The organism is Kocuria sp. ZOR0020 (assembly GCF_000800955.1).
Taxonomy (GTDB): Bacteria; Actinomycetota; Actinomycetes; order Actinomycetales; family Micrococcaceae; genus Kocuria; species Kocuria subflava.
Genome location: NZ_JROX01000156.1, coordinates 1 through 15,380, shown reverse-complemented (window position 1 = coordinate 15,380; position 15,380 = coordinate 1). Strand labels below are relative to the sequence as shown.

The following is a 15,380-nucleotide window of genomic DNA, read 5'->3' as shown; positions in this document are numbered from 1 at the left end:
AGTCTAACGAAACGGTGACAAATCGCAGCATCTGGGGGCGGAGTGAAGTCTCACAGTTCTCCCCCCAGTCTCTCCGCCGAATAGGCCGTTTGATCGCCGCTGAGTATGTCAGGGGCGATCAAACGGCCTACTCGGCGGGTGAGGAGGTATGAGGAAGGCCCCCACTCCCCGGTGTGGGAAGTGAGGGCCTTGCCTCACGTCAGGAAATTCCCGACGACGCCTGGATGATCACACCGTGGTGGTGGAACCACCGGCAGCGTCGATCTTCTCTGCAGCAGAGGCCGAGAACTTGTTGGCAGTCACGTTGACCGCAACGGAGATCTCGCCGTCACCCAGGACCTTGACCGGCTGGTTCTTGCGAACCGCGCCCTTGGCCACCAGGTCCTCGATGCTCACGGTGCCACCCTGCGGGAACAGCTCGCCCAGGCGGTCCAGGTTGACCACCTGGTACTCGACCCGGAACGGGTTGTGGAAACCGCGCAGCTTGGGCAGGCGCATGTGCAAGGGCAGCTGGCCACCGGCGAAGCCGGGCTTCACCTGGTAACGAGCCTTGGTTCCCTTGGTACCGCGACCTGCGGTCTTGCCCTTGGAGCCCTCACCACGGCCCACACGGGTGCGAGCCTTCTTCGCGCCGGGAGCCGGCTTGAGGTGGTGGATCTTCAGGGCATCCTTGGTGCTGCCGTCAACGGCAACGTTCTCAGTGTTCTCAGCCATGCTCAGGCCTCCTCAACCGTCACGAGGTGAGCCACGGTGTTGATCATGCCCGCGGTTGCCTCATCGGCTTTGCGAACCACCACGTTGCCGGGCCGCTTGAGGCCCAACGAACGCAGGGTGTCGCGCATGTTCTGCTTCTGGCCGACCTGGGAGCGGATCTGGGTGATCTTCAGCTCCCGACCATCAGCCTGGATTCGCTTCTGCGTCATCTCACGCACCTGCCTTCTGCTGGAGTTCGCGCAGCAGCGGGGCGGGGACGACCTCGTCCATGGGCAAGCCACGGCGAGCCGCGACGGCCGCGGGCTCTTCGAGCTGGCGGAGGGCCTCGATGGTCGCGTGCACGATGTTGATCTGGTTGGAAGACCCTAGGGACTTCGAGAGAACGTCGTGGATGCCTGCGCACTCCAGGACCGCACGCACCGGACCGCCGGCGATAACACCGGTACCCGGGGTTGCCGGACGCAGCATGACCACGCCGGCAGCGGCCTCACCCTGCACACGGTGCGGGATGGTGCGCTTCTCCACGCGGGGAACGCGGAAGAAGTTCTTCTTGGCTTCCTCGACGCCCTTGGAGATGGCGGCGGGAACTTCCTTGGCCTTGCCGTAGCCGACGCCGACCATGCCGTCGCCGTCGCCGACAACAACCAGGGCGGTGAAGCTGAAGCGACGACCACCCTTGACCACCTTGGCCACACGGTTGATGGTCACGACGCGCTCGAGGAACTTGTCCTTCTCCTCGTCACGCTCGCGGCCACCACGGCCACCACGGCCACCGCGCTCGCCACGGCCACCACGGCCGCCGCGCTCGTTGTTGCGGCCACCGCGATCGTTGCGGTCGGAGCGACCGCCACGCTGCTCGGTGTTGTTCTCCGCGCCGGCCTCAGCCGTCACGTTCTCAGTGTTCTGCTCGCTCACAGTGCCAGACCTCCCTCACGGGCGCCGTCGGCGACGGCAGCCACACGACCGTGGTACTTGTTGCCACCGCGGTCGAACACGACGGCCTCGATGCCGGCGGCCTTGGCGCGCTCAGCAACCAATTCGCCGACGCGCTTTGCCTTTGCGGACTTGTCCGCCTCGGAGCCACGCAGCTCCTCTTCCATGGTGGAAGCGGAAGCCAGGGTGACGCCGCGGGCGTCGTCGATGACCTGCACAAACATGTGACGGGTCGAACGGGTCACAACCAGGCGCGGACGCTCGGCAGTGCCGGTGATGTACTTGCGAACGCGGGCGTGCCGACGCGCACGCTGTGCGGCCTTGGACTTGCCCTTGATGTTCAGAGCCATGATCACTTACCTGCCTTTCCGGCCTTGCGGCGGATCTGCTCGCCCGCGTAGCGGACGCCCTTGCCCTTGTAGGGTTCGGGAGCGCGCAGCCCGCGAATCTTGGCGGCCACGTGGCCGACCTGCTGCTTGTCGATGCCCTTGACGGTCAACTTGTTCGCGCCTTCGACGGCGAACTCGATGCCCTCAGGAGCGTCGAAGGTGATCGGGTGCGAGTAACCCAGAGCGAACTCCAGGTTCTGGCCCTTGGCCTGCACGCGGTAACCGGTGCCGACGATTTCCAGGCCCTTGCTGTAGCCATCGGTCACGCCCACGATCATGTTCTGGATCAGGGTGCGGGTCAGGCCGTGCAGCGAGCGGGACTCGCGCTCGTCATTGGGACGGGTGACCGTGATCGTGCCGTCCTCCTGGGACAGCTCGATCGGGGCGGCCACGGTGTGGTTCAGCTCGCCCTTGGGTCCCTTCACGGAAACCTGGGAGCCGTCAATCTTCACCTCGACGCCGGCGGGCACAGAGATGGGGAGACGTCCAATACGTGACATGTTCTCTTCCTTCCTTTCTCTGCTACCGAATCACCAGACGTAGGCCAGGACCTCGCCGCCCACGCCCTTCTTGGAAGCCTGCTTGTCAGTCAGCAGACCCGAGGAGGTCGAGAGGATGGCGATGCCCAGCCCGCCCAGCACGCGCGGCAGGTTGGTGGACTTTGCATATACGCGCAAGCCCGGCTTGGAGATACGGCGCACGCCGGCGATCGAACGCTCGCGCTGCGGGCCGAACTTCAGGGTCAGCACCAGGGTCTTGCCGACCTTGGCGGGCTCCTCGGACCAGTCGGCGATGTAGCCTTCGGCCTTCAGAATCTCTGCAACACGTGCCTTGAGCTTGGAGTACGGCATGCTCACGGTCTCGTGGTAGGCAGAGTTTGCGTTGCGCAGACGGGTCAGCATGTCTGCGACAGGATCTGTCATGGTCATGTGGGCTCGTGCCCTTCCTCGTCTTGGTTTCCTCCGCCCGGTTCACCACCGGGAGTTGAGGACCTGAGACGTAGTCGTCAGTTGGTCTTGAAGGGGAAACCGAGCGCCTTCAACAGCGCACGGCCCTCGTCGTCGGTCTTGGCCGTGGTCACCACGGTGATGTCCATACCGCGCACGCGATCGATCTTGTCCTGATCGATTTCGTGGAACATGGACTGCTCGGTCAGACCGAAGGTGTAGTTGCCGTTGCCGTCGAACTGGCGGTCGGAGAGACCACGGAAGTCGCGGATACGGGGCAGAGCCAGGCTCACCAGGCGGTCCAGGAATTCCCACATGCGGTCGCCACGCAGCGTGGTGTGGCAGCCGATCGGCATTCCTTCACGCAGCTTGAACTGCGCGATGGACTTCTTGGCGCGGTTGATCACGGGCTTCTGACCGGTGATGGCGGTCAGGTCGCGAACAGCGCCGTCAACGAGCTTGGAGTCCTTGGCTGCATCGCCCACACCCATGTTGACGACAACCTTGACGATCCGGGGAGTTTCCATGACGTTGCCGTAGTTGAACTGCTCCTGCAGTGCGGGAACCACGACGTCCTGGAACTTGGTCTTGAAGCTGGGGGCGTTGGTTTCGGTCATCACAGATCCTTACCCGTGCTCTTGGAGACGCGAACGCGGATGGTCTTGGTGCGACCGTTGCGCTCGACAGTCTCGGTGCGGTAGCCGACCTTGGTCGGCTTCTTGGTCTCGGGGTCAACCAGGGCCACGTTCGAGATGTGGATCGGGGCCTCGACCTTTTCGATGCCGCCGGCTTGACCCTGCATCGTGGCGCGCTTGTGGCGGGTCACGACGTTGACGCCCTCGACGACCACACGCTCGGTCTCGGGGATGACACGCAGGACCTTGCCCTGCTTGCCCTTGTTGTCCTTCTTGCCGGAGATGACCTGAACCAGGTCACCGGTCTTGATCTTGAACTTGGGCATCAGAGCACCTCCGGTGCCAGAGAGATGATCTTCATGAACTTCTTGTCGCGCAGCTCGCGGCCCACGGGGCCGAAGATGCGGGTACCGCGGGGGTCACCGTCGGTCTTGAGGATCACTGCGGCGTTCTCGTCGAAACGGATGTAGGAACCATCCGGGCGGCGACGCTGCTTCCTGGTGCGAACGACGACGGCCTTGACGACGTCGCCCTTCTTCACGTTTCCGCCGGGGGTGGCATCCTTGACGGTGGCCACGATGGTGTCACCGATGCCTGCGTAGCGGCGACCTGAACCACCGAGAACACGGATGGTCAGGATTTCCTTCGCACCCGAGTTGTCGGCGACGGTCAGCCGCGACTCCTGCTGAATCACTTGTTGTCTCCTGTCGTCACGCCGGTTCCAGCACCCTTCGATTCAAAAGCTTCAGGGGCGGGCCTAGCGGAACAGCTAGTCGGATAGATTCCCCTCCACCAGATCCGCGCGCATCAAGCGCACGCTGCGGCAGGGGCTCGGCCTATTCGTGCCAGAAGCATCTGAACTCGCAGTGGATTCATTGCTGCCCGTCAGGGCGCATGGTCAAGCTGCGGGCATTATGCGCTGGCACGAAAGAGCAGAGGGGTGAGGGCATAGTGATGCCCACACAAGACGCCAACGGTACCACGCGAGCGGCGGCGTCGCCCATACCAGGACGGGCGGTGTGAGCAGCACAACGGCCAGGCTCCCCCGCGCTGAGGGCGGGGAACCTGGCCGCAGAGCAAGATGCCGTGGCCACCCTTGCGGGTGACCACGGCATCTCGATCGATCAGGAAAGGCTCACTTGGCCTTTTCGATGATCTCCACAACGCGCCAGTGCTTGTCAGCTGACAGCGGGCGGGTTTCGGAAATCAGCACCAAGTCGCCAATGCCGCACGAGTTCTCCTCGTCGTGAGCCTTGACCTTCTTGGAGCGACGCATGACCTTGCCGTACAGGGCGTGCTTGACGTTGTCCTGCAGCTGGACGACCACGGTCTTGTCCATCTTGTCCGAGGTGACGTAGCCACGGCGGGTCTTGCGGTAGCCGCGCTCTTCGGTCTTCTGTGCCTGCTCGGTCACTTGGCATCATCCTCATCAGTGGTGTTCGTGGCACGGATGCCGAGCTCACGCTCGCGCAGAACCGTGTAGATGCGGGCGATGTCACGCTTGACGGCCTTCAGGCGGCCGTTCGACTCGAGCTGCCCGGTGGCCGACTGGAAGCGCAGGTTGAACAGCTCTTCCTTGGCCTTCTTCAGCTCGGTGTACAAAGCGTCGTTTTCGAGCTCGTCGAGCTTGTCAATGCTCAGATGCTTGGATCCAAAAGCCATTGATCATTCACCGCCTTCGCGACGCACAATGCGTGCCTTCATCGGGAGCTTGTGGATGGCCAGACGCAGGGCCTCGCGAGCGACCTCTTCGGACACGCCGCCGAGTTCGAACATCACGCGGCCGGGCTTGACGTTGGCAACCCACCACTCGGGAGAGCCCTTACCGGAACCCATACGGGTTTCGGCGGGGCGCTTGGTCAAGGGACGGTCCGGGTAGATGTTGATCCAAACCTTGCCGCCACGCTTGATGTAGCGGGTCATGGCGATACGAGCTGCCTCGATCTGCCGGTTGGTCACATATGCCGGAGTCAGTGCCTGGATTCCCCATTCACCGAAGGTCACCTCGGTGCCGCCCTTGGCCATACCACTCCGCTTGGGGTGGTGCTGCTTGCGGTACTTCACACGACGGGGGATGAGCATCAGTTACCACCCTCTGCGTTGGACGCTGAGGCCTGGGCCTCAGCGGCAGGAGCCTCGCCGGGACGCTCGTTGCGCTCCCCGCGGCGGCCCCCACGGTCATTACGGTCGTTGCGACGACGACGCTCGCCACCGCCACGACGGTCATTGCCGCCACGGCCGCGGGAAGGAGCAGCAGCTTCCTGAGCTGCCAGTTCCTTGTCCGTCAGATCGCCCTTGTAGATCCAGACCTTCACACCGATGCGGCCGAAGGTGGTCTTGGCCTCGAAGAAGCCGTAGTCGATGTTCGCGCGCAGCGTGTGCAGGGGCACACGGCCTTCGCGGTAGAACTCGGAGCGGGACATCTCAGCGCCACCCAGACGGCCTGCGCACTGGATACGAATACCCTTGGCGCCGGCACGCTGTGCGGACTGGATGGCCTTCTTCATGGCACGGCGGAAGGCCACACGGGAGGCCAACTGCTCGGCAACACCCTGGGCAACCAGCTGGGCGTCGGCCTCGGGGTTCTTGACCTCGAGGATGTTCAGCTGGATCTGCTTGCCGGTGAGCTTCTCGAGCTCGCCGCGGATGCGGTCTGCTTCAGCGCCACGGCGGCCGATCACGATGCCCGGACGAGCGGTGTGGATGTCCACCCGCACGCGGTCACGGGTGCGCTCGATCTCAACCTTCGAGATGCCGGCGCGCTCCATGCCGGTGTCCATGAGCTTGCGGATCTGAACGTCCTCGCGGACGTAGTCCTTGTACTGCTGGCCTTCCTTGTTGGAATCAGCGAACCAGTGCGAAACGTGGTCCGTGGTGATTCCAAGGCGGAAACCGTTGGGGTTGATTTTCTGTCCCACTTAGCGGACCTCCTCGTTCTCCGGGGTGGCCACGACCAGGGTGATGTGGCTCGTGCGCTTGTTGATCCGGTAGGCGCGGCCCTGGGCACGCGGACGGAACCGCTTCATGGTGGGTCCCTCGTCCACGAATGCCTCGGACACGAACAGGTCCTCCTCGCGGAACGGCAGACCCTGGCGGTCAGCCGCCTGACGGGCGTTGGCCACTGCGGACGACAGAACCTTGAACACCGGCTCCGAAGCACCCTGGGGGGCGAACTTCAGGATGGCCAGTGCCTCGTGTGCCTGCTGGCCACGGATCAGGTTGACGACGCGCCGGGCCTTCATCGGCGTCACGCGGACATATCGCGCGGATGCCTTGGCTTCCATTGCTTTCCTCTTCTCGTCTCTTGACGAAGTGCTAAACGCTGCTGGATCCGAAGGATCAGCGGCGCTTGCCCTTCTTGTCGTCCTTCACATGGCCACGGAAAGTACGCGTGGGAGCGAACTCGCCGAGCTTGTGACCAACCATGGACTCGGTGATGAACACCGGGATGTGCTTACGGCCGTCGTGCACGGCGATCGTGTGCCCGAGCATGTCGGGGATGATCATCGAGCGTCGCGACCACGTCTTGATGACGTTCTTGGTGCCCTTCTCGTTCTCCTTGGCCACCTTCACAAAAAGGTGCTGGTCGACGAAAGGACCCTTTTTCAGGCTGCGTGGCATGGTTCAGGCTCCCTTAGCGCTTGTTCTTGCCGGTACGGCGACGGCGGACGATGAGCTTGTCGCTTTCCTTGTTGGGGCGACGTGTACGGCCCTCGGGCTTACCGTTCGGGTTGACCGGGTGACGACCACCGGAGGTCTTACCTTCACCACCACCGTGCGGGTGGTCCACGGGGTTCATGACCACACCGCGGACGGTCGGGCGGATGCCCTTCCAGCGGTTACGGCCGGCCTTGCCCCAGTTGATGTTGGCCTGCTCGGCGTTGCCGACCTCACCGACGGTCGCGCGGCAGCGGACGTCGACATTGCGGATTTCACCGGAGGGCAGACGGAGCTGACCGTAGCGGCCTTCCTTGGCCACCAGCTGCACGGAGGCGCCGGCGGAGCGGGCCAGCTTGGCACCGCCACCGGGACGCAGCTCCACGGCGTGGATCACGGTACCCACCGGGATGTTGCGCAGCGGCAGGTTGTTGCCGGGCTTGATGTCAGCCGAGGGGCCGGTCTCCACGACGTCGCCCTGCTTGAGACGGTTGGGCGCCACGATGTAGCGCTTGGTGCCGTCCACGTAGTGCAGCAGTGCGATGCGTGCGGTGCGGTTGGGGTCGTACTCGATGTGAGCGACCTTGGCGTTCACACCGTCCTTGTCGTGACGACGGAAGTCGATCACGCGGTACTGGCGCTTGTGTCCACCGCCCTTGTGACGGGTGGTGATGCGGCCCAGGTTGTTGCGTCCGCCCTTCTTGGGCAGGGGGCGCACCAAAGACTTCTCCGGGGTGGACCGGGTGATCTCTGAGAAGTCCGAGACGGACGAGCCACGGCGGCCCGGCGTCGTCGGCTTGTGCTTACGAATAGCCATGTTTGAAGTTCCTCGATAGGTGTGGCCTTAGGGCGTTCAGCCCTGGCCTCCGAAGATGTCGATGGTGCCCTCGGAGAGGGTCACGATGGCGCGCTTGGTGCGGTTGCGCTGGCCCCAGCCGAAGCGGGTGCGCTTGCGCTTGCCGTCACGGTTGGCGGTGTTCACGGATGCAACCTTGACATCGAAGATGGCCTCAACAGCCTGCTTGATCTCAATCTTGTTGGCATCGGTGGCGACGAAGAAGGTGTACTGCCCCTGGTCGATCAGGCCGTAGGCCTTCTCGGAAACCACGGGAGCGATGATGACGTCGCGCGGGTCCTTGTAGGTCACGCTCACTTGGCGTCCTCCTGCTTCTTGCCGGTCTGAGCTGCCTCGACGAAGGCGTCGTAGGCGGCCTTGGTGAAGACCACGTCGTCGTTGACCAGCACGTCGTAGGTGTTGAGCTGGTTGGCGTACAGGGTGTGCACGTTGCCCAGGTTGCGCACCGACAGAGCGGCGACGTCGTCCTGACGGTCGATCACGACGAGCACGTTCTTGCGCTCGGTCAGACCGGCCAGTGCAGCCTTGGCGGCCTTGGTCGAGGGGGTGTCCCCGTCGATCAGGGAAGCCACGACGTGGATGCGATCGTGACGAGCACGGTCGGAGAGGGCGCCGCGCAGGGCAGCTGCCTTCATCTTCTTGGGGGTGCGCTGCGAGTAGTCGCGGGGCACGGGACCGTGCACGATGCCGCCACCGGTCATGTGCGGGGCGCGGATCGAACCCTGACGGGCGCGGCCGGTGCCCTTCTGCTTGAACGGCTTGCGACCTGCACCGGAAACTTCACCGCGGCGTTTGGTCTTGTGGGTGCCCTGGCGGGCAGCGGCCAGCTGAGCGACGACGACCTGGTGCATCAGCGGCACCGAGGTGCGAGCGTCGAAGATCTCGGCGGGCAGTTCCACGTTGATGGTTTCAGTTGCCATGACTTATCAGGCTCCCTTCACTGCGGTGCGGACGAGGACGACCGAACCCTTGGGGCCGGGCACGGCACCCTTGATGAGAAGCAGGGAGTTCTCGGCATCGACGCCGACGACCTTGAGGTTCATGGTCGTGTGACGGTCGTGGCCCATACGGCCTGCCATGCGCATTCCCTTGAACACGCGGGCGGCGAAGGACGCGTTGCCGATCGAACCCGGCTTGCGGTGGTTCTTGTGCTGACCGTGGGAGGCGCCCACACCGGCAAAGCCGTGGCGCTTCATGACGCCAGCGGTGCCCTTGCCCTTGGTCGTGCCCACGACGTCGACCAACTGGCCGGCCTCGAAGAGCTCAACGGAAAGTTCCTGGCCGAGCTGGTACTCGCCGGCATCGGAGGTGCGAACCTCAACGACGTGACGGCGGGGAGCAACTCCAGCCTTCTCGAAGTGGCCGGCCAGGGGCTTGGTCACCTTGCGGGGATCGATCTGGCCGTAGCCGATCTGAATGGCGGAGTAGCCATCGGTCTCGGCAGTGCGCAGCTGAGTCACAACGTTGGTGTCGGCCTGCACGACGGTGACCGGGACGAGCTTTCCGTCCTCGTCCCAGATCTGGGTCATGCCGAGCTTCTTGCCCAGGATGCCCTTCATCTGGCGTTCGTAAGTCGTAGTCATTACGTCTGCGGTCCTTATCAGAGCTTGATTTCGATGTTGACGTCGGCCGGAAGGTCGAGACGCATGAGCGAGTCAACGGCCTTCGGGGTGGGGTCGACGATGTCGATCAGCCGCTTGTGAGTGCGCATCTCGAAGTGCTCACGGCTGTCCTTGTACTTGTGCGGCGAGCGGATGACGCAGTACACGTTCTTCTCGGTCGGCAGCGGCACGGGGCCAACTACGGTCGCGCCGGCACGGGTCACCGTCTCGACGATCTTGCGGGCCGAGACGTCAATGACCTCGTGGTCATAGGACTTCAGCCGGATGCGGATTTTCTGTCCCGCCATGGCGTCGTGACTCTCTTTCTTCAAGTACTTCCCTGTGACGGAGCTCGAAGCTCCTTGTGTTCGGCACATTTTTCAGTGCCCCTTCGCGTGGACCGAATCCGGCTGTGCCGGGTTCCTCGCCCCACCGAAGCACCGGTCCCCGAACTCGGGCGTGTCGTCTATGTGCTTTGCACATGCCGAAGCCATGTTCTCGAGACGGGTTGGCTGTTCTTGGGTTCGTCCGCGACGCTCACGTGGGTTTGCCTTCCGATTCAACCGGAATCACCGCACGTGGACATGCCACGGCTTGCGAACAACAGCGTCTATCCTGCCACGCGGGCACACACGCCCGCAACCCCTGGTGTGTCCCTGTGGCAGAGGTCTCCCCCGCCACACCTTCCGGCGGCACACCCCAACGTTACGCGATCGTGATCAGCGCTGACTAGTATTAATACGTTGTCAAGTTCTACTCTGAGGGCATCCGTCCTAGTGACGGGCATCACAGGAGAAAGCATGCGACTCAAGACATGGCAACCAATCGCCGCGACCACCGTCTGTGCATTGATGGCAGCATCGCTGACACCCGCCTACGGTTCCGAGCCCCCCCTCCCGAGGAGCTCGTAGCGCAAGCAGAAGCCAATCTAGGTTTGACAGACGACATCCATGCCGACGAGACCGCAGTTCATGAACCCGGTGAATCTGCACAAATTTCGGGCACCTCAGTTGCTCTCGACGTGACTGTTGGCGCAAACGACCCAGCATCCAGCGGATCGGTGTACACATCCGACCAATTGAGCGTCGATAGCACTCGATTGGCGGCAGTGTTGAGCGACGATCGCCAGACAGCGGCGTCCTGGGACTTTGGTGCCGACATCGTCCTGGTTCCTACGGGTGACGGACGAGTGTCCATCACTGACCACGACGGCAACTTGCTGGGCGGCATTGAAGAACCCTGGGCAGTCGATGCGGCAGGCAACTCGTTAGACACTGCCTACACGATTGAGGGAACGACGCTCGTACAAGATCTGGCCACGGACGACTCCACTTCCTATCCCGTCGTAGCAGACCCTACCGTGAGGCTCTATCCAGGCTACTACCAGGTGAACTTCAACAAAAGTGAAAGCCCATCAGTGGTCGGCAGCGTCAATGGCTGTTTCGCAGTCCTGGCAAGAGCCACACATCCAGCCCTTAAAGCCCTACAGTTGGCTTGCGGTGCTCTGGGAGGTTACGGAACAGCACGTCTTGCTGGTGGACGCTGTTTGCGGATCAACGTCGCGGGTCTTCCTCCAGCCGCATGGACATGGTGGCCCTCGTACCCTCGCTGCTGAATGGAGTGCAACATGTGGATGCTGATTGGGTTCATGGGCGGAGCAGTAATTAGCCTGATTGCCCGGCCTTTCACAGGGCTCAAAGCCATGCTCATCTTGGCAATTCCGTTGGTGATCTGGTGGTTGGCCTACCTTGGTGTGCTTGGTCCAGGTATTAACAACAACAACCATGCCCAGTACATGACCACCATGCTCGGAGTGATGTTCGGAGTTGGCGTACCACAGCTGCTGGACTGGAAAGACTGGCGGCGTAACCGGAACACAAGCGCCGAAACCTGACCTGCCCCGCACATTCACTCTTGATGGTGGATACTTTGAGGGCCCCGTACCGATCTGTTCGGTGCGGGGCCCTCAGTTCTGTCCCGGGTCAGGCCCTTTCGAACCTGCGGTCCAGATCAATCAGTGAGTGATCACTTGTTGATCTTGGTGACCTTGCCGGAGCCCACGGTGCGGCCACCCTCACGGATGGCGAAGCCGAGGCCCTCTTCCATGGCGATGGGCTGGATCAGCTCAACGGTCATCTCGGTGTTGTCACCGGGCATGACCATCTCGGTGCCCTCGGGCAGGGTGATGACGCCGGTGACGTCGGTGGTTCGGAAGTAGAACTGCGGACGGTAGTTCGAGTAGAACGGGTTGTGACGGCCGCCCTCGTCCTTGGAGAGGATGTAGACGTTCGCCTCGAAGTCGGTGTGCGGGGTGATGGAACCCGGCTTGCAGACAACCTGGCCGCGCTCGACATCGTCGCGCTTGAGGCCACGCAGCAGCAGACCACAGTTCTCACCGGCCAGAGCTTCGTCCATCTGCTTGTGGAACATCTCGATACCGGTCACGGTGGTCTTCTGAACGGGGCGGATGCCCACGATCTCGACCTCGGAGTTGATCGGCAGGGTGCCACGCTCGGCACGGCCGGTCACCACGGTGCCACGACCGGTGATGGTGAAGACGTCCTCGATGGGCATCAGGAAGGGCTTGTCGGTCTCGCGGACGGGGTCCGGGATGTACTCGTCAACAGCTTCCATCAGGTCCTCAACGGACTTGACCCAGTCGGCGTCGCCTTCCAGAGCCTTCAGAGCGGAGACGCGGATGACCGGAGCCTCATCGCCGTCGAAGCCCTGGTCGGACAGCAGCTCGCGGACCTCCATCTCGACCAGGTCGAGCAGCTCCTCGTCGTCGACCATGTCGGACTTGTTCAGAGCAACCATCAAGGTGGGCACGCCCACCTGACGGGCGAGCAGAACGTGCTCGCGGGTCTGAGCCATGGGGCCGTCGGTTGCGGCAACCACCAGGATTGCGCCGTCCATCTGGGCGGCACCGGTGATCATGTTCTTGACGTAGTCGGCGTGACCGGGGGCGTCCACGTGTGCGTAGTGACGCTTCTCGGTCTGGTACTCGATGTGCGCGATGTTGATGGTGATACCGCGCTGGCGCTCCTCAGGAGCGGAGTCGATCATGCCGAAGTCGCGCTGCTCGTTGTAGTCCGGGTACTTGTCAGCCAGGACCTTCGAGATGGCGGCCGTGAGCGTGGTCTTGCCGTGGTCGACGTGGCCGATGGTGCCGATGTTGACGTGCGGCTTGGTGCGCTCGAACTTGGCCTTCGCCATGGTTGTTCCTCCTAGAACGTGAGTGGAAACCTTGCTTGCCCGCTCGCGCAGGCAGAAGAGGCGCTGAAGCGAACAGAAACCTCTGCAAGTGTAGTCATGTGGTGGTACGTAACGAAATTGGAGATTGTGTCCCGCTGCCCACAAGCAGCGGGACACAGTCTCAGGAAGCCGGGTGGTGACCCGGGCGGCGGTTGCCCAAGACCAGCTCAGGCAACCGCTGACGGCTCATTCGCCGCGGTTCTTCTGGATGATCTCGTCGGCCACAGCCTTCGGGACCTCTGAGTAGGAGTCGAACTGCATCGAGTAGACCGCGCGACCCTGGGTCTTGGAGCGCAGATCTCCGATGTAGCCGAACATCTCGGACAGGGGCACGTTGGCCTTGACCAGCTTGACGCCGGTGACGTCCTCCATGGACTGGATCTGTCCACGGCGGGAGTTCAGGTCACCGATCACATCGCCCATGTACTCCTCCGGAGTACGGACCTCAACGGCCATGAGCGGTTCCAGCAGCACCGGGTTGGCGCGCTTGGCGCCTTCCTTGAACACCATGGAGCCGGCGATCTTGAACGCCATCTCGGAGGAGTCGACGTCGTGGTAGGCGCCGTCGATCAGCGTGGCCTTGACGCCCACGACCGGGTAACCGGCCAGCACGCCCAACTGCATGGCGTCCTGGATACCGGCATCCACGGACGGGATGTACTCGCGGGGCACGCGGCCACCGGTGATGGCGTTGCTGAACTCGTAGAGTTCCTCGGCATCCAGAGCGATCGGCTCGAAGGAGACCTGCACCTTTGCGAACTGACCGGAACCACCGGTCTGCTTCTTGTGGGTGTAGTCGACCTTCTCCACGGCCTTCTTGATGGTTTCGCGGTAGGCCACCTGGGGCTTGCCCACGTTCGCCTCGACCTTGAACTCGCGCTTCATGCGGTCCACCAGGATGTCCAGGTGGAGCTCGCCCATGCCGCCGATCTCGGTCTGCCCGGTTTCATCGTTGAGTGAAACGGTGAAGGTGGGATCCTCCGCCGAGAGCTTCTGGATGGCGGTGGACAGCTTCTCCTGGTCGCCCTTGGTCTTGGGCTCGATGGCCACGAAGATCACGGGTGCCGGGAAGGACATGGACTCGAGCACGATCGGGTTGGCGGGATCGCACAGGGTGTCACCGGTGGTGGTGTCCTTCAAACCGATGGCCGCGTAGATGTGGCCGGCCTGGATCTCCTCAACCGGGTTCTCCTTGTTGGAGTGCATCTGGAACAGCTTGCCGATGCGCTCCTTCTTGCCCTTGGTGGAGTTCAGCACCTGCTCGCCGGCCTTGGCCTTGCCCGAGTAAACACGGGTGTAGGTCAGGGTGCCGTAGAACGGGTGGGTTGCCACCTTGAACGCCAGAGCGGAGAAGGGGGAGGTCGAGCTCGCGGTGCGAGTCATGACTTCCTCTTCATCGTTCACGGCGTGACCCTGAACGTCCGGGACGTCCAGAGGGGAGGGCAGGTAGTCGATCACGGAGTCGAGCATGGGCTGCACACCGCGGTTCTTGAACGCGGAGCCGCACAGCACGGGGTAAGCCTGGGAGTTGATGGTCAGCTTGCGGATGCCGGCCTTGATCTCCTCCACGGTCAGCTCCTCACCGCCCAGGTACTTCTCCATCAGGTCGTCGTCGGCTTCGGCGACGTCCTCGACCAGCTTGTTGCGGTACTCCTCGGCACGGTCCTGAAGATCGGCGGGGATCTCCTGGATCTCGTACTTGGCGCCCATGGTGACGTCGCCCTTGGAGTCGCCCTCCCAGACGAATGCCTTCATGGTCAGCAGATCAACCACGCCGACGAAGTCGGACTCGGCGCCGATCGGCAGCTGCAGAACCAGGGGCTTGGCGCCCAGGCGGGAGATGATGGTGTCAACGGTGAAGTAGAAGTCCGCACCGAGCTTGTCCATCTTGTTGACAAAGCAGATACGGGGGACGTCGTACTTGTCAGCCTGACGCCACACGGTCTCCGACTGCGGCTCAACACCTTCCTTGCCGTCGAACACGGCTACCGCACCATCGAGCACGCGCAGCGAGCGCTCCACCTCAACGGTGAAGTCCACGTGGCCGGGGGTGTCGATGATGTTGATCTGGTTGTCGTGCCAGTAGCAAGAGGTCGCCGCGGACGTGATGGTGATGCCGCGCTCCTGCTCCTGCTCCATCCAGTCCATCGTCGAGGCGCCGTCGTGGGTCTCGCCGATCTTGTGGTTGATGCCGGTGTAGAACAGGATGCGTTCGGTGGTGGTCGTCTTGCCGGCATCGATGTGAGCCATGATGCCGATGTTGCGGACCTTTTTGAGGTCGGTAAGCACGTCAAGTGCCACGGTGAATCCCTTCTGAGGTGTGGCCGGTGGTCTGCCGTCCGTGCCGCTTTGCAGCGGTCACTGTGTGGACGGCAGACCGGGCCGATGGTACC

The 15,380-nt window shown here is 62.9% G+C and carries 23 protein-coding genes and 1 pseudogene; 2 read left to right on the top strand and 22 right to left on the bottom strand.

Going from position 1 to position 15,380, the window contains the following annotated elements:
* Positions 1-228 precede the first annotated feature (228 nt).
* The 20 genes and pseudogenes from rplO to rpsJ form a co-directional block, all read right to left on the bottom strand.
* Positions 229-714, bottom strand: coding sequence for a 50S ribosomal protein L15 (rplO, locus tag L979_RS09535; protein ID WP_052209741.1), 486 nt, complete (start codon positions 712-714; stop codon positions 229-231).
* Positions 715-716: 2 nt separating this feature from the next.
* Positions 717-923 (bottom strand): 50S ribosomal protein L30, encoded by a 207-nt coding sequence (gene rpmD, locus L979_RS09530; RefSeq protein WP_047691979.1) that lies wholly within the window; start codon positions 921-923, stop codon positions 717-719.
* Position 924: 1 nt separating this feature from the next.
* Entirely contained in the window at positions 925-1,629 is a 705-nt protein-coding gene (rpsE, locus tag L979_RS09525) for a 30S ribosomal protein S5 (RefSeq protein WP_052209740.1), read from the bottom strand.
* Positions 1,626-1,997, bottom strand: coding sequence for a 50S ribosomal protein L18 (gene rplR / locus L979_RS09520; protein ID WP_047691995.1), 372 nt, complete (start codon positions 1,995-1,997; stop codon positions 1,626-1,628). Before rplR ends, rpsE begins: the two co-directional genes overlap by 4 nt.
* A gap of 2 nt (positions 1,998-1,999) precedes the next feature.
* A complete protein-coding gene (rplF, locus tag L979_RS09515) occupies positions 2,000-2,536 on the bottom strand; it encodes a 50S ribosomal protein L6 (RefSeq protein WP_047691978.1) in 537 nt (178 codons plus the stop codon).
* A gap of 30 nt (positions 2,537-2,566) precedes the next feature.
* A complete protein-coding gene (gene rpsH / locus L979_RS09510; protein WP_047691977.1) occupies positions 2,567-2,965 on the bottom strand; it encodes a 30S ribosomal protein S8 in 399 nt (132 codons plus the stop codon).
* A gap of 77 nt (positions 2,966-3,042) precedes the next feature.
* Entirely contained in the window at positions 3,043-3,600 is a 558-nt protein-coding gene (gene rplE, locus L979_RS09505) for a 50S ribosomal protein L5 (protein ID WP_047691976.1), read from the bottom strand.
* The gene (rplX, locus tag L979_RS09500) at positions 3,600-3,944 is read right to left on the bottom strand and encodes a 50S ribosomal protein L24 (protein ID WP_047691975.1); all 345 of its coding nucleotides are present in this window, start codon (positions 3,942-3,944) and stop codon (positions 3,600-3,602) included. The genes rplE and rplX overlap by 1 nt, the downstream gene beginning before the upstream one ends.
* Positions 3,944-4,312, bottom strand: a complete 369-nt coding sequence (gene rplN / locus L979_RS09495) for a 50S ribosomal protein L14 (protein WP_047691974.1) — start codon at positions 4,310-4,312, stop codon at positions 3,944-3,946. Before rplN ends, rplX begins: the two co-directional genes overlap by 1 nt.
* A gap of 441 nt (positions 4,313-4,753) precedes the next feature.
* Positions 4,754-5,032 carry a 30S ribosomal protein S17 gene (rpsQ, locus tag L979_RS09490; protein WP_047691973.1) on the bottom strand — a complete coding sequence of 93 codons (279 nt, stop codon included), beginning with the start codon at positions 5,030-5,032 and terminating at the stop codon, positions 4,754-4,756.
* 11 nt (positions 5,033-5,043) lie between these two features.
* A pseudogene (gene rpmC, locus L979_RS09485) lies at positions 5,044-5,280 on the bottom strand (50S ribosomal protein L29); the annotation flags it as partial.
* A gap of 3 nt (positions 5,281-5,283) precedes the next feature.
* Entirely contained in the window at positions 5,284-5,700 is a 417-nt protein-coding gene (rplP, locus tag L979_RS09480) for a 50S ribosomal protein L16 (protein WP_047691971.1), read from the bottom strand.
* Positions 5,700-6,536: a 30S ribosomal protein S3 gene (gene rpsC, locus L979_RS09475; RefSeq protein WP_047691970.1), complete on the bottom strand. Its 837-nt coding sequence runs from the start codon at positions 6,534-6,536 to the stop codon at positions 5,700-5,702. The genes rplP and rpsC overlap by 1 nt, the downstream gene beginning before the upstream one ends.
* Positions 6,537-6,902 carry a 50S ribosomal protein L22 gene (rplV, locus tag L979_RS09470; RefSeq protein WP_047691969.1) on the bottom strand — a complete coding sequence of 122 codons (366 nt, stop codon included), beginning with the start codon at positions 6,900-6,902 and terminating at the stop codon, positions 6,537-6,539.
* Positions 6,903-6,957: 55 nt separating this feature from the next.
* Entirely contained in the window at positions 6,958-7,239 is a 282-nt protein-coding gene (rpsS, locus tag L979_RS09465) for a 30S ribosomal protein S19 (RefSeq protein ID WP_047691968.1), read from the bottom strand.
* A 13-nt stretch (positions 7,240-7,252) separates the two neighbouring features.
* Positions 7,253-8,092 (bottom strand): 50S ribosomal protein L2, encoded by an 840-nt coding sequence (gene rplB / locus L979_RS09460; RefSeq protein WP_047691967.1) that lies wholly within the window; start codon positions 8,090-8,092, stop codon positions 7,253-7,255.
* A 36-nt stretch (positions 8,093-8,128) separates the two neighbouring features.
* Entirely contained in the window at positions 8,129-8,428 is a 300-nt protein-coding gene (gene rplW / locus L979_RS09455) for a 50S ribosomal protein L23 (RefSeq protein ID WP_047691966.1), read from the bottom strand.
* Positions 8,425-9,051, bottom strand: coding sequence for a 50S ribosomal protein L4 (gene rplD / locus L979_RS09450; protein ID WP_047691965.1), 627 nt, complete (start codon positions 9,049-9,051; stop codon positions 8,425-8,427). Before rplD ends, rplW begins: the two co-directional genes overlap by 4 nt.
* Before the next feature lie 6 nt (positions 9,052-9,057).
* Positions 9,058-9,714, bottom strand: coding sequence for a 50S ribosomal protein L3 (rplC, locus tag L979_RS09445; RefSeq protein WP_047691964.1), 657 nt, complete (start codon positions 9,712-9,714; stop codon positions 9,058-9,060).
* Positions 9,715-9,731: 17 nt separating this feature from the next.
* A complete protein-coding gene (gene rpsJ / locus L979_RS09440) occupies positions 9,732-10,040 on the bottom strand; it encodes a 30S ribosomal protein S10 (RefSeq protein ID WP_013349689.1) in 309 nt (102 codons plus the stop codon).
* Positions 10,041-10,546: 506 nt separating this feature from the next.
* Between rpsJ and L979_RS15905 the strand changes: the two genes are divergently transcribed.
* Both L979_RS15905 and L979_RS09435 read left to right on the top strand, forming a co-directional pair.
* On the top strand, positions 10,547-11,347 hold the full coding sequence (locus L979_RS15905) for a hypothetical protein (protein WP_156125529.1): 801 nt from the start codon (positions 10,547-10,549) through the stop codon (positions 11,345-11,347).
* A 12-nt stretch (positions 11,348-11,359) separates the two neighbouring features.
* On the top strand, positions 11,360-11,626 hold the full coding sequence (locus tag L979_RS09435; protein ID WP_047691963.1) for a hypothetical protein: 267 nt from the start codon (positions 11,360-11,362) through the stop codon (positions 11,624-11,626).
* Positions 11,627-11,757: 131 nt separating this feature from the next.
* On the opposite strand, the gene tuf is transcribed toward L979_RS09435, so the two are convergent.
* Entirely contained in the window at positions 11,758-12,948 is a 1,191-nt protein-coding gene (gene tuf, locus L979_RS09430) for an elongation factor Tu (protein WP_047691962.1), read from the bottom strand.
* A gap of 225 nt (positions 12,949-13,173) precedes the next feature.
* Positions 13,174-15,288 carry an elongation factor G gene (fusA, locus tag L979_RS09425; protein WP_047691961.1) on the bottom strand — a complete coding sequence of 705 codons (2,115 nt, stop codon included), beginning with the start codon at positions 15,286-15,288 and terminating at the stop codon, positions 13,174-13,176.
* Between the last annotated feature and the right edge of the window lie 92 nt (positions 15,289-15,380).

Coding starts and splice junctions, on each gene's coding strand:
- rplO (WP_052209741.1), bottom strand. CDS start 714: ATGGCTGAGAACACTGAGAACGTTGCCGTTGACGGCAGCACCAAGGAT.
- rpmD (WP_047691979.1), bottom strand. CDS start 923: ATGACGCAGAAGCGAATCCAGGCTGATGGTCGGGAGCTGAAGATCACC.
- rplR (WP_047691995.1), bottom strand. CDS start 1,997: ATGGCTCTGAACATCAAGGGCAAGTCCAAGGCCGCACAGCGTGCGCGT.
- rplF (WP_047691978.1), bottom strand. CDS start 2,536: ATGTCACGTATTGGACGTCTCCCCATCTCTGTGCCCGCCGGCGTCGAG.
- rpsH (WP_047691977.1), bottom strand. CDS start 2,965: ATGACCATGACAGATCCTGTCGCAGACATGCTGACCCGTCTGCGCAAC.
- rplE (WP_047691976.1), bottom strand. CDS start 3,600: ATGACCGAAACCAACGCCCCCAGCTTCAAGACCAAGTTCCAGGACGTC.
- rplX (WP_047691975.1), bottom strand. CDS start 3,944: ATGCCCAAGTTCAAGATCAAGACCGGTGACCTGGTTCAGGTCATCTCC.
- rplP (WP_047691971.1), bottom strand. CDS start 5,700: ATGCTCATCCCCCGTCGTGTGAAGTACCGCAAGCAGCACCACCCCAAG.
- rplV (WP_047691969.1), bottom strand. CDS start 6,902: ATGGAAGCCAAGGCATCCGCGCGATATGTCCGCGTGACGCCGATGAAG.
- rpsS (WP_047691968.1), bottom strand. CDS start 7,239: ATGCCACGCAGCCTGAAAAAGGGTCCTTTCGTCGACCAGCACCTTTTT.
- rplB (WP_047691967.1), bottom strand. CDS start 8,092: ATGGCTATTCGTAAGCACAAGCCGACGACGCCGGGCCGCCGTGGCTCG.
- rplD (WP_047691965.1), bottom strand. CDS start 9,051: ATGGCAACTGAAACCATCAACGTGGAACTGCCCGCCGAGATCTTCGAC.
- rplC (WP_047691964.1), bottom strand. CDS start 9,714: ATGACTACGACTTACGAACGCCAGATGAAGGGCATCCTGGGCAAGAAG.
- rpsJ (WP_013349689.1), bottom strand. CDS start 10,040: ATGGCGGGACAGAAAATCCGCATCCGGCTGAAGTCCTATGACCACGAG.
- L979_RS15905 (WP_156125529.1), top strand. CDS start 10,547: ATGGCAACCAATCGCCGCGACCACCGTCTGTGCATTGATGGCAGCATC.
- L979_RS09435 (WP_047691963.1), top strand. CDS start 11,360: ATGTGGATGCTGATTGGGTTCATGGGCGGAGCAGTAATTAGCCTGATT.
- tuf (WP_047691962.1), bottom strand. CDS start 12,948: ATGGCGAAGGCCAAGTTCGAGCGCACCAAGCCGCACGTCAACATCGGC.